This is a genomic window from Tautonia sp. JC769, from assembly GCF_040717455.1.
Lineage (GTDB): Bacteria > Planctomycetota > Planctomycetia > Isosphaerales > Isosphaeraceae > Tautonia.
In genome coordinates, this window is sequence record NZ_JBFEFH010000013.1 from 53,069 (window position 1) to 67,783 (window position 14,715).

Below are 14,715 nucleotides of genomic sequence, written 5' to 3' on the forward strand. Positions count from 1 at the left end.
CCTCGATGACCGCCGTCCATCGCCCCGTCCTGCTCGACGAAGTCCTGGCCTGGCTCGATCCGAGGCCCGGCGGCATCTTCGTCGATGCCACCGCCGGAGCGGGGGGGCACTCCGCCGCCATCGCCGAGCGGGTCGGGCCGGAAGGCCGCGTCATCGGCTTCGACCGCGACCCGATGATGCTCGACTTCGCCCGGAACCGCTCGGAGGGCCTGCCGGTCACGCTCGTCCATTCGGCCTACGATCGCCTTGGGGAGGAACTTGAGACGCTCGGGATCGCACAGGTCGACGGCATCCTGGCCGACCTCGGCTTCGCGTCCGACCAGATGGACACCAGTTCCCGGGGCTTCAGCTTCCAGCGCGAGGGGCCGCTCGACATGCGCTTCGACCCCTCGCAGCCGATCACCGCCGCCACCCTCGTCAACGAACGATCGGCCGACGAGTTGACCTCCCTCTTCCGAGACCTGGGGGACGAACCCCGAGCCCGAGCCATCGCCGACCGCATCGTCGAGCGCCGCCGCCGGGCCCCCATCACCACGACCGACGAGCTGGCTTCCCTGATCCGGGGCATTCCCGGCACTCGCCGCGACCGGATCGACCCGAGCACCCGCGTCTTCCAGGCGCTCCGGATCGCCGTCAACGACGAGCTGGCCATCCTCGACCGCTTCCTCGCCGCCGCCCCCGATCGGCTCCGAATCGGCGGCCGGTTCGTCGTCATCAGCTTCCACTCGCTCGAAGATGAGCGTGTCAAAACCGCCTTCCGCGATGACGACCGCCTCCGCCCCCTGACCCGCAAGCCCGTCATCGCCGGCGACCGCGAACTTCGTCAGAACCCGAGGGCCCGCAGCGCCAAGCTCCGCGCCGCCGAGCGGATGTGAACCGCGATCATCCCGATCGCGACCACCGGCGACGCCCAGGCCCCCGACGTGTTCCCCCCATCCAGGAGAGGCTCCCATGTCCCGCGCCACCGACCTCCTCTCGCTCTGGCGGGCGATCGAACACGCCGGCGGCGTCGACGCCTATGTGAATCATCAACTGGCCGAGCGCGGCTTCCTCGTCGCCCGCCGGGATCTGGACAGCATGTCCGATCGCGAGCGGACCGCCTACAAGAAGCAGCTCAAGGAAGAAGCCGCCCACCGCCGGGAACTGAAGCGAGAGGCCTGGAACGCGTACCGAGCCCGCCACATCGTCCACCTCGGCGAAGGCATCTACTGGAACGACCAGCCCGCCAAGGACCCGTGGGACGCCCCCGACGCCGAGGAACGCGCCGCCGAGAACGAGCTGCCCCCGCTCGACTCCCCTCGCGACCTCGCCGAGGCCCTCGGCCTGACCATCGCCCAGCTCCGCTGGCTCGCCTTCCACCGCGACGCGGCCACCTCGCTGCACTACCGGCGCTTCACCATCCCCAAGCGAGACGGATCGGAGCGGGCCATCTGGGCCCCCATGCCCACCCTCAAGGCCGCTCAGCACTGGATTCTCCGCAATATCGCCGAGAAGCTGCCCGTCCACGGTGCGGCCCACGGGTTCCTGGCCGGGCGATCCATCCTCTCGAATGCCAGGAATCACGTCGATTCGGCAATCGTCGTCAAGATGGATGTGAAGGACTTCTTCCCCTCGGTCACGTTTCGGCGGGTCAAGGGCATCTTCCGTCGCGCCGGCTATCGCGAGCAGGTGGCGACCCTCCTCGCCTTGATCTGCACCGAGTCCCCTCGCGAAATCGTCGAGCAGGGCAAGACGACCTACTACGTCGCCCTCGGCCCCCGCTGCTTGCCCCAGGGGGCACCCACCAGCCCGGCGTTGACCAATACCCTCTGCCTCCGACTCGACCGCCGCCTCGACGGCCTCGCGCGGTCGCTCGGCTACCGCTACACGCGGTATGCCGACGACCTCACGTTCAGCCTCCCTCGAGGCCATGAGGGGGACCCCAGACTCGGTGCCTTGCTCGGCAAGGCCCGTCGCGTGGTCGAGTCCGAGGGGTTCACCGTCCGGCTTGAAAAAACCCGAGTGGCTCGCCCCGGAGCACGGCAGCAGGTCACCGGCCTCGTCGTCAACGGCGACGCGACGCCCCGCGTCCCCCGGAAACTGCGCCGCCAGCTCCGGGCCGCGGTCCACAACCACCTCGCCAATCGCCCCCGACCCGATGCCGACTCCCCCGACCGGCTCGCCGGCCTGGTGAGCTACGTCTCCATGACCGACCCGGCCCTCGGCCAGTCCCTCCGGTCCCGGTGGGCACGCACACCCGCACCCTCCGATCCCGGCGACCCGGCCGACTGACCGGCATGCCCGGCCCCAAGCTTCCCAATTAAGCGAAAGGGATGTCCACATGCCTGCATGTCCAAGAAACCAGGAATTCTGAGAATTTCGCCCGATTTGATCGAGGAGGACTTGCGTCAACCTTCGAGAGGATGTAGACCGGAAAGAAATGTCCCCGCCCTCCCCACAAGACCGTCGACGACGCCGGTCGGTGCTTCGAGGCGAAGGCTTGGCCCCGCAGCCTGATCACGAAGGGCCCGAGGGCCCTCGGAGGCAATCCTATGGAGGTTCGGCTCGTCCAACTCAGTGCCTACGGGAATGAGCAGTTCCGCATGTCGGAACGCGAATGCGTCATCGGCCGTGAACCCTCATGCCATCTCCGGCCCGACCACGGGCGGGTGAGCAAGCGGCACTGCCGGCTCTACTGGCAGGGGATCCGCCTGTTCGTCGAGGACATCAATTCGGCCGACGGCACCCTGGTCAACGGCGATCGCATCGTCGTCCCGACCGAATTGCACGATGGCGACGAGCTGTGCGCCGGCCCGGTCCACTACCTCGTGATGATCGCCCCCGCCGACGAGATGGCCGGGCGCGACGCCTCCTGGGTGGCCCGCGCCATCAAGGCTCGCCAGGGGCTGCAACCGGCCGCCAGCCCTTCGGATTCCAATATCCCCCTCTCGCCGGCCATGCGGACCGCCCGATCAATCCTCGATCGTCTCGCCCATGACCACGAACACGGCCACGAAGCCGAGCACCCCCCGCACGAGGAGGCTCCCCCGCCCTCCCGGCACGGCCTGTCGATCGAGGACCAGGACGGGATCGCCCTGGCCCGCATCCTCGATCGCGACCTGATCGACGAGGAGGACATCCGCCGGGTCACCCAGCAGCTCGAGGCGTTGGTCCTCGCCGGCAAGGTCCGCATCGCGCTCGACTTCCGCAACGTCGAGCACTGCTCCAGCCAGGCCCTGAGCACCGTCCTCCGCGTCTACGACCGGTGTCGCACCGAAGGGGGCGCCCTGAAGGTCTGCACCGTGCAGCCGGCCGTCGCGCAACTGTTCTTCATGACCGACCTGCACAAACACATCGAGATCTTCCCGGACACCCGGCCGGCCCTGGAAAGCGTCTGGCCGCAGCCCTCCCCCGAGCAGGCCGAATCCCCGGCCGACGACGCCTCGTTCGGCACCCAGGCCCCCGACCCCACCGCCGGGGCCCCTTGCGTTCGTTTAATCGTCGCCGTCGGCAAGGCCAAGGGTCGCGCCATCGAGATCAAGGGGCGCCGCTTCGTGATCGGCCGAGACGCCCGTTGCCAGCTCCGACCCAACAGCGAGACGATCAGCCGGATTCACGCCATCATCGAACGCCGAGACGACAAGGTCTTCGTCCGCGACTACGGCACCAAGAACGGCACGATCCTCGCCGGCCGCACCCTTCGAGGCGAGGAGGCCGAGGCGCACGACGGCGATTCCCTCCAGGTCGGGGTCCTCGGCTTCTCGCTCCAGATCCTCCCCGTCAACGGCTCGTCGCCACCGACCGATGACGACATCCTCGCCTCCTGGCTGCTCGATCAGGCCGCGTCGGCCAACCCCGATGCCCCGACCGCCCTCCTGATCCCGACGCTCCAGGGGGCCGGGGCCTCCCCCGGCCAATCGACCCCCGACGATCAGCCGGCCGAATCGTACGACCCCGACTCGGCCCACACCGACCCGGAACTTTCCACGAACGCCCTGGCATGCGAGGTCGTGCGGGGGGTCCTCGTCGCCCGGATCCGCGAGTCGTTCCTCGACGACGAATCGACCGTCGGCCCCCTCCGCTACGACCTCCAGACCTTCTTCGACAAGCCGCTCCCGCGCCGGGTCGTCCTGAGCATGGAGCACGTCAACTACCTGTCGAGCCGGGCCGTGGGGGCCCTGCTCGCCTTCTTCCAGCACCTCGACCGCGAGCACGGGGCCATGCGGGTCTGCTGCGTCTCGCCGAAGGTCCTGCCCGTGCTCGACTCGATGCGGCTTCCGAAGCTGGTCGACCTCTACGCCTCGGTCGAGGAAGCCATCGACGACCCCTGGATCTGACCCGATCCGCTCGCGCCCCCTTGTTCTCCGGATCAACGCGCCAATCCCAGGGCCCAGATCACCGCGCCGATTCCCAGGAGGCCCAACGCCACCCACCACCACGGCTTCCCCTCCCAGTTCCGGAGCCGCCGGACGATGTAGTCCCCGCACTCGGGGCATCGCTCGGCGTCTTCGTACACCTCGGCCCCGCAGGAGGGGCAAGGGAGGACGGCAGTCTCTCCGTCGTCGTCGTCCTCCTCCGCTTCATCCTCCAGGTCCCAGTCGTCCGGATCATCCCCCTCCCAATCGTCTTCGGTGTCGTCGCCTCGCATCATCGAACTCGCTCGGATCGACCGGCGGCCGGCGGCCTCCTCCCCCCGTCGAGGGGAGGAGACGGCCGGCCGGCCGGGCGACACTGATTGGGGAAACGAGGCCGGATCGACCTCAAAGCTGGTCTGCGCCGATGACCTCTCCCCCTCGGATCGTGCTGAGCCCGATCCAGAGGGCGTGGTTGATCGTGTCCTTCGTGAACCGGACCGAGCCGTCGCCGAGGAGCGTGTTGACGCCCCCCGGATGGCGGCTCTTGGCCCCCGAGAAGGTCCGCAGCCGGTCGCTCCCCACCGCGGGAACACACGGGAGCCGGCCCCCCGGGTCGTTCACGCAGAAGACCGTGTCGTTGAGCCGGTCGGCGTCGTGCTCCAGAAGATAATAGTCGCGGAACTGGTTCGGGGGGAACCGCGAGGTGAACGACCCGCCGCCCATCAGGGTCGACCAGACCATGCCGCGCTGGTCGTTCTCGGCCCCCTGGATGATCTCGGACACGACCACCGTGTTGCTCGTCCCGTCCCGGATCGAGGCGAAGTTCACCTTCCCGGCATGCCCGAACGCCGAGGCCATGAACGTGGCCGGCGCCCCGGTGATCGGGTCGGTCAGCAGGCCGTTCGGGTTCGGCTGGTCCTGGCCCCAGTACGTGTTGCCCCAGCTCGCCGCGTAATTCCCCTTGGAGAAGCTCGGGCCGCTCAAGGCCCCTCCCAGATACGTCGGGGCGATCCGGAACCGATTCTCGCCGTCGCTCGGGCACTGGAAGGTCGCAATTTTCGTGGCCCCGACGGTCGCGTTGGCGAAGAAGCCGGCCACCGGCATCGTCGGCATCGGCCCCTCGGCCCCCAGTTCCGCATTGAACGCGTCGTACAGCGCCTGCTGTTCGATCTGGGGCAGCATCATCGAGAACCAAGGGGTGTTCTGACAACCGATGAAGAACCCCCGGCCGCACGACGGCGAGGCGATGCGCCCCGGAGGCAGCGAACCGTGCACGTCGTGGTAGTTATGCAGCGCAATCCCCAGTTGCTTCAGATTGTTGGTGCATTGCGCCCGCCTCGCGGCTTCCCGGGCCGCCTGCACCGCCGGGAGCAGCAGGGCGATCAGCACGCCGATGATGGCAATGACCACCAGCAGCTCGATCAGCGTGAACGCCCGACGATGGGCTCGCGCCCCTTCGAAGCGAGAGAGGAGAGACCGTTCCATGCGCATGAGACTCTACGGTTTGAGAACCCTTTCTCGCCCAATCAAACCAGTTCGCACGGGAGACGCCCGGCTCCTCGGCGAGAGGTTGGCGTGAAGAAATCCATTTTAAGGATCATCCACCTCCTTCGATAGGAAAATCGGCCCGGAAACTGCGGCACGGTCCCGGCAAGCGCACACGCGAACCATCCCGGAGGCGGAAGCAGACGAGGAACGTCGACGTGACAGGGACGCAGAAGGGACGGCGGCTGGCGATTCTCGGGGCAGGACACGCCCACATGGACGTGATCCGGACGCTTCGCCCCCTGACCCGGGCCGGGATCGAGGCCACCGTGGTCGATCAGGACGACTTCTGGTACTCCGGGCTCGCCACCGGGATGCTCGGCGGCCAGTACGAGGTCGAGCAAGATCGCATCAGCGTCGAGACCCTGGCCCGACGGGTCGGGGCACGATTCCTCCGAGATCGGGTCACGCGGGTCGATCCGGCCGCCCGGGTCGTCCATCTGGCCGGGGGAGGGTCGCTCGCCTACGACGTGGCCTCGCTCGACCTCGGCAGTTGCGTGCCCCTCGACCGGGTCGACGGGCTCGCCTCCCACGCCTTCCCCGCCAAGCCGATCCGGCGGCTGGCCAAGCTCCGGGCCGACCTGACCCGACGCGTCCGGCACGGCGACGGACGCCCCGCCCAGCCCCCCCACATCCTGATCATCGGCGGCGGGGCCACGGCCTGCGAGATCGCCCTGAACCTCCGGGCCCTGGCCGACCGCCTCGATGCCGAGGTGACCATCACCCTGGCCACCTCGGGCGACCGCATCCTGAGCGGTTTCCCCGAATCGGCGGCGCGGACCATCGGCGCCCTGCTCGATCGCCGCGCGATCGCGGTCCGGACCGCGTCGGCCGTCGATCGGGTCGAGCCGGACGCGGCGGTCCTGAGCCGGGGCGGCCGGATCGCCTACGACCTGGTCGTCGCCGCCCACGGGCTGGTCGCCCCGCCGATCATCGGGCAGATCGGCCTGCCCACGAGCGACGACGGCCGGCTCCTCCTCGACCCGTACCTCCGATCGATCCGGGAGCCGACCCTCTTCGCCGGGGGAGACTGCGCCACGCTCGACGGAGAAGACCTGCCCCGGATCGGCGTCGTCGCCGTGAGGCAGGCCAGGGTCCTGGCCCACAACCTCTGCGCGACGTTGCTCGGCGGCCGGCTCCGACGCTATCGCCCCCAGCGGCGATGGCTCCAGATCCTCAACCTGGGCGACGGCACCGGCCTGGCCTGCTGGGGGGCGTTCTCCCACCGGGGCCGGTGCATGCTCGCCTGGAAAGACCTCCTCGACCGCCGATTCCTCCGCCGGTACCGCTGAAATCCCGCGACCCGCAGGCCGAGCCGCCCTGTACCTTCCTGGCGGCTCAGACCAGCTCCCGGATCGGCTCGCCGTGCGGCAGGAGCGGGATCGGCCGATTCGTCTGGTCGGGGAAGATGGCGTGGGGATCGAGGCCGAGGTAGGTGTACCAGGTGGCCAGCAGGTCGCTCGGCCTGAGGAAGCGGTCGACCGGCTCATCCCCGCGTCGGTTGGTGGCGCCGATGACCTGGCCCATCGGCATCCCGCCGCCCGAGAGCAGGAGCGACATCGACTTGCCCCAGTGCTCGCGCCCCGGCTGCCCCTGGTGGTTCGAGAGCTTCGGCGTGTGGCTCATCTCCCCCATCACCACCACCAGGGTGTCACGCTCCATCCCCCGGGCGTGGACATCTTCGATTAGGGCCGACACGGCGCGGTCGAGCACCGGGAGGCGGATCTTCATCTGCTCGAAGATGTTCCAGACGCTCGCGTGGTCGTCCCACGAGAACGCCTTCTGCCCCGGGACGCAGGGGAAGTCGACCGTCACCAGCCGCACCCCCGACTCGACCAGCCGCCGGGCCAGGAGGCAACGCTGGCCGATCTCGTCGCGGCCGTAGCGGTCGCGGATCCGAGGATCCTCGCCCGAGAGGTCGAAGGCGTCCCGGGCGGTCGTGCCGGTCAAGAGCGTCAGCGCCTGCTGCTGGAACGAGTCGAGCGACTCGACCTGCTCGGTCTGCTCGACCGTGCGCCGCATCCGCTCGAAGTCGTCGAGCAGGCGTCCCCGGCCCGAGAGGCGGGACCGGGGGCCTTCGTCGAGGCTCAGGGCCGGCACCTGGAACTGCGGGTCGTTCGGGTCGGCCGTCACCACGAACGGGCCGAACGACTCGCCGAAATGCCCCCCGCCCGTGTAGCGGACCCGAGGCAGGGCGACCCACTGCGGCAGGCCCGGCAGTCGGCTCGGCAGGAGCTTGTGGGCGGCCTGGAAGATGTCGGGCTGCTTCGGCTTGTACGGCGGCGTCTCGACGATCTCCCCCGTGTAGCCGGTCATCACCGTGTGGGTGCTGTTCATGTGGCCGGGGCTGTCGTGCGAGAGCGACCGGATCAGAGCGTACTTGTCCGCGATCTTCGCCAGCCGGGGCAGGTGCTCGCTGATGACGATGCCGGGGACGTTCGTCTCGATCGGGTTGAACTCGCCGCGGTACTCGGCCGGGGCGTCGGGCTTCAGGTCGAACGTCTCCATGTGGCTCGGGCCGCCCCAGAGCCAGATGAGGATGATCGACGGCCCCGACTGCGGCCCCGTCCCCATGCCCGCACCCGCACCCGCCGCGGCCGCCTCCAGCCGCAGCAGATCCGCCAGGCCCAGCGTCGAGAGGCCGGTCAGCGAGGCCCGCAGGAACGATCGGCGCGGCAGGGTCCCCTCGCATCGGGTCGGCGACAGGATCGGGCGGGGCATCGGCAGGCTCCTTGCGTCGGAGGGGTCCGGCCCGGACGAAGCCGGCCGGAAATCCAGGGGACACGCGGGGCCGGAGGCAACGAGGAGAGGACGGCCCAATCTTCCCAAGGGTGGTACTCTACGAGAGCCCACCATTGTTTATCAAGAGTTCATCACCGCGGGGACGCCCGGGAGCCTCGCGCCTCCCGGCGCAACCGCTCCAACGCAGCCCTCAGCTCGGCCAGTCGACCGGCCTGCGCCGGGTCGCTCGCCAGGTTGTGCTCCTCGAAGGGGTCGGCCCGCAGGTCGTACAGCTCCTCGAAGCCCCACTCGGGCCAGTACGAGTACTTCACGTCCTTGCGGACGACCGCCTCGGAGCTGGGAATCCGCTCGCGGTTCGTCACGGTCGGGTGCTCGTAGTAGAACTCCTGGCGCCAGGCGGGGGGGTCGGCCTCCAGGTAGAGCGGGGCGAAGTCCCTGCCCTGCATCCCCTCGGGGGCCGGGATGCCCGCGGCCGCCAGGAAGGTCGGGGCAACATCCACATTCAACACGAAGTCGTCGTTGACGTGCCCCCGACGCATCGGGTGCATCCGGGGGTCGACCACGATCAGGGGGACGCGCAACGACTCCTCGTACGGGTACCACTTGTCGGCCAGGCCGTGCTCGCCGTGGAAATAGCCGTTGTCTCCCATGAAGACGATGAGGGTGTTGTCCAGTACGCCCTGGCGTTCCAGCTCGTCCACGATCCGGCCGACGGTGCGGTCCACCTCGGTCGCCATGCGGTAGTAGGCCTTCATGTACCGCTGGTAACGCTCCGGGGTGTCGAACCGCCAGTACCAACGGACGCGGCCCTCGTTCTTCTCGGTCGCCAGGAACGGGGGCAGGGCGCGGAAGTGGGCTTCGGTGGCGGTCGCGGGGACGGGGATCGTCACCCCTTCGTAGAGTGGAGCACTCTCCGGTTGTGAGAGGTACTGGTCGGGGTGCGGGTCCTCGGCGTGGGTGGCGAAGAAGGAGACGGTGAGGCAGAACGGCCGCCCTTCCGGCCGCTCGTCGAGGAATCGCAGGGCGTCGCGCTCGTTGCGGGCGGTGACGTGGATCTCGGTCCCGTCCGGCAGGGTCATGTAGTGCTGGCCCATGTACGAGGTGCCGAAGTCGAACCGGTCGCCCGGGAACGGCCCGTTGTGCCACTTGCCGACGAAGCCGAGCCAGTAGCCCGCCTCGCGGAGCAGGCCCGGATAGGTCTCGGCCCAGGGGGTCGGGATCGGCTCGGGGTTCGGCGAGCCGTGCCGCGCCATCCATTGCCCGGTGAACAGGCTCGCCCGGCTCACCCAGCAGATCGAGGTCGTCACCCGGGCCTGCCGGAACCAGGCCCCCCGGGCCGCCAGGGCGTCGAGGTTCGGCGTCTGCACGATCCGGTTCCCGGCGTAGCCGAGCGTGTCCCACCGCCAGTCGTCGGCAAACAGCATGACGATGTTCGGCCGGGCCGTCGCCCCCTCCTGGGCCTGAACGCTTGGGCCGGCCAGCCCGCCCAAAAGGACCACCAGGAACGCGAGCGAACGGCCCCGTCGGACCGACCGCAACCGGAGCACCGAGATCAGACCGAGCATCAGATTGGCCTCGCCTTGGCGCGGGACTCGCGGGCGGTCCGGACCGCCCCGGCCCGGCCCCGCAACCCCTCTCGGACCGTGACCGTCACACCCTAGCCCACCGTCCCGCCCGGCACAACGCCCCCGCAGAACCCAATCAATCCAACGAACCGGAACAGCCGATACCAAAAGAGCCAAAAGAAACCTCTCACCCAACTGCGAAAACTGGGCAAAATAGAGCAACCGTAGCGACCCGCCTCCGCCGACGATCCGGCATTTCTCGTCCCAATCGCCCCGGGAGACCCCCTGATGGAATTCACGAGACGCACCGTCCTTGGGACGATCGGCACCGTGGGGGCCGGCCTGGCCGCCGAGGCCGCAGCTCAGGATGCGCCACCGGCTCCCGATCCGAGGCTGCCGCTGGTCGCCGTCCCCCCGGAGCAAGGGGCGGGGATCAAGGGCCGGATGACCGGCGCGAAGGCCGCCGCCGCCGCATTTCAGGCGGAGGGAGTGCCCTGCGTCTTCGGCGTACCGGGGGCGCAGAACAATGAGTTCTGGGACGCGATGAAGACCCTGGGCGTCCCGTACATGCTTAACAGCCACGAGTCGGCGGCGCCGGTCATGGCCGATGCCTCGGCCCGAGTCTCGGGCAAGGTCGGGGCCTTCGCCCTGATCCCCGGCCCCGGCCTGACGAACGCGATGACCGGCATCGGCGAGGCCTTGCTCGACACGGTGCCGATCGTCGGCCTGGTGACCGACGTGAAGCGCGGCCCGGCCGCGCCGCTCGGCCAGGTGCATTCGTTGAACAACGCGGCGATCCTCCGGACCGTCTGCAAGAACGTGATCGAGGTCCACCACGCCGGCCAGATCGCCGCGGCGATCCACCGGGCCTTCCAACTGGCGAAGGCCGGGCCCCCGGGGCCGGTCGGCGTGGTCGTCCCGTACGACTTGCTGTCGGAGACCTGGGATTACGACGACCCGATCCCGCTGGAACTGGCCCCTCCCTGGGACGAGGCCGCGGTCCGCAAGGCGATCGACATCCTGCGGGATCCGACCCGGCGCGTGGGCATCTACGCCGGCCTCGGCACGGCCGAGGCGAGCGCGGCCCTGGTCGCCGTGGCGGAGTTGCTCCAGGCCCCCGTGGCCACGAGCGTGAGCGGCAAGGGGGTGATCCCGGACGATCACTCGCTGGCCGTCGGCTGGGGCTACGGCTCGTTCGGCTCGAAGGCGGCCGAGCGGGCCTTCAAGCAGGTCAACACGGTGCTGGCCATCGGGGTCCGCTACAACGAGGTCACGACGGCCAACTACAACATCCCGAAGCATGAGGACCTGATCCACGTCGACATCGACCCCGCCGTGCTCGGCCGCAACGTGCCGGCCTCGGTGAAGGTCCATGCCGAGGCGGGAGCCTTCCTCTCCCGGGTGCTCGCGGAAGGGGAGCCGATGCGACGCCCCCCCAACGTGCGGCTCGTCCGGGCGATCCAGGAGGACCGCCAGGCCGAGCGGGCCGAGCACGTCGCCGTCCGGGTGACGAAGGGGGTGGACCCGATGCGGTTCCTGGCCCTGCTCGGCGAGGCGATCGGGCCGGAGGGCCTGATGTTCGTCGACGTGACGGCCTCGACCCACTGGGCCGCCGAGGCCGTGCGTCGCCAGGGGCCTCGGAGGTTCATCACCCCGGCCGACAACCAGAGCATGGGCTGGGCCGTCTCGGCGGCGATCGGCGCCCAGCGGACCCGGCCCGACCTGCCGGTCGCCTGCGTGACGGGGGACGGCTGCTTCCTGATGTCGGGCCTGGAGGCCTCGACCGCGGCCCGGATGCACCTGCCGGTGCGGATCTTCGTGCTCGACGACGGGGTGTATCACTACATGCAGATGCTCCAGGAGCCTTTGTTCAAGCGGACGACCGCCACGCACCTGGCGAAGCTCGACTACACGGCCCTGGCCAGGGGGATGGGCCTGTCGTCGCTGTCGATCGAGTCGAACGAGGAGGTCCTCGGCGGGATCGCCACGGCGATGGCCCACCCGGGGCCGATCCTGGTCCGGGTGGCGATCTCCTACGAGGGCCGCGACCTCCGCTGGCTGGACTCGCTCCGGACCTCGTACCTCGACAAGATGGACACCGGCCAGAAGGCCCGCGCCGCCTTCCGCCTGTTCGGCCGGGTGGCGAACCCCATGCTTGAGAATGATTGAGACGCCTGGATTCGGCATGGTCGTGGACGGCGATCGGTGTCGAGGCAGCGGGTGAAGTCCGGGGGCTCCTCCGGGTTCGTCAGGCTTGAAATTCGGGACAGGGGGGTGTCGGCGAGGCTGCTCGTCAGAAGCAGACGTCGACGATCCCCCCTTCGACCCGGTGGGCCGCGCCGCTGGTGGCCGAGGCCAGGGGAGAGCAGAGGTAGACGGCGTGGGCGGCGACCTCCTCGGGGGTGGCGAAGCGCCGGATGAGAGAGCTGGGCCGGACCATCGGCACGAACTCGGCCTTCATCGCCTCGGCGGTGGTCCCGCGCTGCGCGGCCATCTGCTCGACGAAGGTGGCCACCCCTTCGGTCCAGGTCGGGCCGGGCAGGAGGCAGTTGACGGTCACGCCCGTCCCAGCGAGGGTCTTGGCCAGCCCCCGGGAGATGGCGAGCTGGGCCGTCTTGGTCATGCCGTAGTGGACCATCTCCTCCGGGATGTTGATGCCCGACTCGCTGGAGATGAACAGGATCCGGCCCCAGCCGCGATCCCGCATGCCCCCCATCAGGGCCCGGGAGCAGCGGACCCCGGACATGACGTTCACATCGAAGAAACGCTGCCAGTCGGCGTCGGGGATTTCGTCGAACGGCTTCGGCTCGAAGATGCCGACGTTATTGACCAGGATGTCGACCGGGCCGACGGCCTCGGCCCCCTTGAGCAACGTCTCGACCCCTTCGGCGGTGTCGAGGGCGCAGGCGACCCCGTGCACGGTGCCTCCGCCCCGGGAGGAAAGCTCGCGGGCGGCGGCCTCGACGGTCTCGGGGTTGCGGCCGTTGATGACGACGGTCGCCCCCTCGGCGGCCAGGCCCGCGGCGATCGCCTTGCCGATGCCGGCGGTCGAGCCGGTGACGAGGGCGATCTTGCCGGTAAGCTGCATATCCATGAGAGTGTCCTTAGGAGGTCGGTTCGAGGGAATTCGGGTCGAGTTCCACGTGCTTGATGCGGGTCCGGTTCCAGGTGTAGGTGATGTGGATGGTGCCGTCTTCGGCCTGGATGACGGCGGGGTAGGAGTACTCGCCGGGCTCGGATTCGAGGGTGTGGATCATGGTCCAGGTCTGTCCGTCATCCGCGGAAATCGCCACGTTCAGGGGGGACCGGCCGCGCTCGGTGGCATTGTAGACGAGCAGGTGGCGGCCGTCGGCGAGGGTCACGGCGTCGGTCCCGGAGTTCGGGTTCGGCAAGGCGGTCAGGGTCATCTCGGACCAGGAGGCGCCGCCGTCGGTGGAGACGGCCTGCCAGAGCCGGGCCTGTCGGCTGCGGCCGAGGGCGACGAGCGAGCCGTCGGCCCGGGTGAGGATGCTCCCCTGGATCGCGCCGATGGATTTCCCGTCGTTGATGGGTCCGGTCCGGCTCCAGGTGAGGCCGAGGTCGGGGGTCGTCTCGAAGTGGACGCGCCAGCCGTCGTCCTCGGTGCTGGTCGGGCAGAGGAGGGTGCCGTCGGGCAAGGGGATCGGCTTGTTCTTGATCGGGCCGAGGATCCCCTCGGGCAGGCGACGGGGGGGGGACCAGGACAGGCCGCCGTCGGGGCTGGTGGTGAGCATCCCCCACCAGGTGCTCGGGCTGGGCCCGACCTTGTAGAAGAGGAGCAGGGGGCCGTCCTCAGGCTGGAAGAGGACCGGGTTCCAGCAGGGGTGGCGGACGACTTCCCCCCCGGGGAGGGTCGTGTACTGGATGCCGTTGGCGACCTCGACGGGGGCCGACCAGGAGGAGGCGCCGGGGGCCTTGCGGGCGACCCAGATGCCGACGTCGGGGTGCTTCTCCCGGGTGCCGCCGAACCAGGAGGCGACGAGGGTGCCGTCGGGGGCCTCGGCGATCGTCGAGGCGTGGCACTGGGGGAAGGGGGCCTCCTCGTAGATGAACCCCTCGGCGAGGACCGGACCCTCGGCCCCGATCGCCAGGGAAGCCCCCCCCAGCAGGATCCAGAGCGGAACGACGGTGAGCACCCTGGCGGCAATCGACATCGGGACGTCCTCCGGGCGAAGCCGGGGCCGATCCGGCCGGGCCGACCATCGACCCGGACCGGAGGGGGCCTCGGCAGCCCGCCTCCAAGGATGCCGCCCGGGCCGCCCGATCGCCAGGGGGCGCCGATCCGGCCCGGTCGGGGCCTGCCGCGCGGCGGGAATCGGGCCCGGTGCGCGTCAGGCATTCGACGCAAACCTCTGCAAGGCAGGAGATTTCCTCGAATTTCGCGATTCGTTTCGGGGATCGGCCCGGCCGGATCGGGGCGCGACGGACGGCCAGGGGGATCGGGCCGATCCTCAGCCGGGTGCGCGGCCGGGATGGGGGCTGGTGCGCCCCGGTGCGCGGGCGACAAGTGG

The 14,715-nt window shown here is 69.7% G+C and carries 11 protein-coding genes; 5 read left to right on the top strand and 6 right to left on the bottom strand.

What is annotated here, in order from left to right:
• Nucleotides 1-5 precede the first annotated feature (5 nt).
• The 3 genes from rsmH (at nt 6) to AB1L88_RS14290 (ending at nt 4,316) form a co-directional block, all read left to right on the top strand.
• Nucleotides 6-875, top strand: a complete 870-nt coding sequence (rsmH, locus tag AB1L88_RS14280; RefSeq protein WP_367097344.1) for a 16S rRNA (cytosine(1402)-N(4))-methyltransferase RsmH — start codon at nt 6-8, stop codon at nt 873-875.
• A gap of 76 nt (nt 876-951) precedes the next feature.
• The gene (locus AB1L88_RS14285; protein ID WP_367097345.1) at nt 952-2,271 is read left to right on the top strand and encodes a reverse transcriptase family protein; all 1,320 of its coding nucleotides are present in this window, start codon (nt 952-954) and stop codon (nt 2,269-2,271) included.
• A 260-nt stretch (nt 2,272-2,531) separates the two neighbouring features.
• Nucleotides 2,532-4,316 (top strand): FHA domain-containing protein, encoded by a 1,785-nt coding sequence (locus tag AB1L88_RS14290; RefSeq protein ID WP_367097346.1) that lies wholly within the window; start codon nt 2,532-2,534, stop codon nt 4,314-4,316.
• 32 nt (nt 4,317-4,348) lie between these two features.
• Here the strand turns inward: AB1L88_RS14290 and AB1L88_RS14295 are convergent, their stop codons facing one another.
• Nucleotides 4,349-4,630: a zinc-ribbon domain-containing protein gene (locus AB1L88_RS14295; RefSeq protein WP_367097347.1), complete on the bottom strand. Its 282-nt coding sequence runs from the start codon at nt 4,628-4,630 to the stop codon at nt 4,349-4,351.
• A 109-nt stretch (nt 4,631-4,739) separates the two neighbouring features.
• Nucleotides 4,740-5,819: a DUF1559 domain-containing protein gene (locus AB1L88_RS14300; RefSeq protein WP_367097348.1), complete on the bottom strand. Its 1,080-nt coding sequence runs from the start codon at nt 5,817-5,819 to the stop codon at nt 4,740-4,742.
• 218 nt (nt 5,820-6,037) lie between these two features.
• Between AB1L88_RS14300 and AB1L88_RS14305 the strand changes: the two genes are divergently transcribed.
• A complete protein-coding gene (locus tag AB1L88_RS14305) occupies nt 6,038-7,171 on the top strand; it encodes an FAD-dependent oxidoreductase (protein ID WP_367097349.1) in 1,134 nt (377 codons plus the stop codon).
• 46 nt (nt 7,172-7,217) lie between these two features.
• Here the strand turns inward: AB1L88_RS14305 and AB1L88_RS14310 are convergent, their stop codons facing one another.
• Together AB1L88_RS14310 and AB1L88_RS14315 are read right to left on the bottom strand one after the other, a co-directional pair.
• Nucleotides 7,218-8,600 carry a DUF1501 domain-containing protein gene (locus AB1L88_RS14310; RefSeq protein WP_367097350.1) on the bottom strand — a complete coding sequence of 461 codons (1,383 nt, stop codon included), beginning with the start codon at nt 8,598-8,600 and terminating at the stop codon, nt 7,218-7,220.
• 152 nt (nt 8,601-8,752) lie between these two features.
• Nucleotides 8,753-10,186: a sulfatase gene (locus AB1L88_RS14315; protein WP_367097351.1), complete on the bottom strand. Its 1,434-nt coding sequence runs from the start codon at nt 10,184-10,186 to the stop codon at nt 8,753-8,755.
• Nucleotides 10,187-10,474: 288 nt separating this feature from the next.
• On the opposite strand from AB1L88_RS14315, the gene AB1L88_RS14320 reads away from it, so the two are divergent.
• Nucleotides 10,475-12,355 (top strand): thiamine pyrophosphate-binding protein, encoded by a 1,881-nt coding sequence (locus tag AB1L88_RS14320; protein WP_367097352.1) that lies wholly within the window; start codon nt 10,475-10,477, stop codon nt 12,353-12,355.
• A 124-nt stretch (nt 12,356-12,479) separates the two neighbouring features.
• Here AB1L88_RS14320 and AB1L88_RS14325 read toward each other — a convergent pair whose 3' ends face one another.
• Nucleotides 12,480-13,280, bottom strand: a complete 801-nt coding sequence (locus tag AB1L88_RS14325) for an SDR family oxidoreductase (protein ID WP_367097353.1) — start codon at nt 13,278-13,280, stop codon at nt 12,480-12,482.
• A gap of 10 nt (nt 13,281-13,290) precedes the next feature.
• Complete coding sequence (locus AB1L88_RS14330; RefSeq protein ID WP_367097354.1) at nt 13,291-14,358, bottom strand: sialidase family protein; 1,068 nt, start codon at nt 14,356-14,358, stop codon at nt 13,291-13,293.
• Between the last annotated feature and the right edge of the window lie 357 nt (nt 14,359-14,715).

What these genes read in the sequence shown, in the direction of transcription:
- AB1L88_RS14310 (WP_367097350.1), bottom strand. Translation starts at nt 8,600, where the DNA reads ATGCCCCGCCCGATCCTGTCGCCGACCCGATGCGAGGGGACCCTGCCG.
- AB1L88_RS14315 (WP_367097351.1), bottom strand. Translation starts at nt 10,186, where the DNA reads ATGCTCGGTCTGATCTCGGTGCTCCGGTTGCGGTCGGTCCGACGGGGC.
- rsmH (WP_367097344.1), top strand. Translation starts at nt 6, where the DNA reads ATGACCGCCGTCCATCGCCCCGTCCTGCTCGACGAAGTCCTGGCCTGG.
- AB1L88_RS14285 (WP_367097345.1), top strand. Translation starts at nt 952, where the DNA reads ATGTCCCGCGCCACCGACCTCCTCTCGCTCTGGCGGGCGATCGAACAC.
- AB1L88_RS14300 (WP_367097348.1), bottom strand. Translation starts at nt 5,819, where the DNA reads ATGGAACGGTCTCTCCTCTCTCGCTTCGAAGGGGCGCGAGCCCATCGT.
- AB1L88_RS14320 (WP_367097352.1), top strand. Translation starts at nt 10,475, where the DNA reads ATGGAATTCACGAGACGCACCGTCCTTGGGACGATCGGCACCGTGGGG.
- AB1L88_RS14290 (WP_367097346.1), top strand. Translation starts at nt 2,532, where the DNA reads ATGGAGGTTCGGCTCGTCCAACTCAGTGCCTACGGGAATGAGCAGTTC.
- AB1L88_RS14295 (WP_367097347.1), bottom strand. Translation starts at nt 4,630, where the DNA reads ATGATGCGAGGCGACGACACCGAAGACGATTGGGAGGGGGATGATCCG.
- AB1L88_RS14330 (WP_367097354.1), bottom strand. Translation starts at nt 14,358, where the DNA reads ATGTCGATTGCCGCCAGGGTGCTCACCGTCGTTCCGCTCTGGATCCTG.
- AB1L88_RS14325 (WP_367097353.1), bottom strand. Translation starts at nt 13,280, where the DNA reads ATGGATATGCAGCTTACCGGCAAGATCGCCCTCGTCACCGGCTCGACC.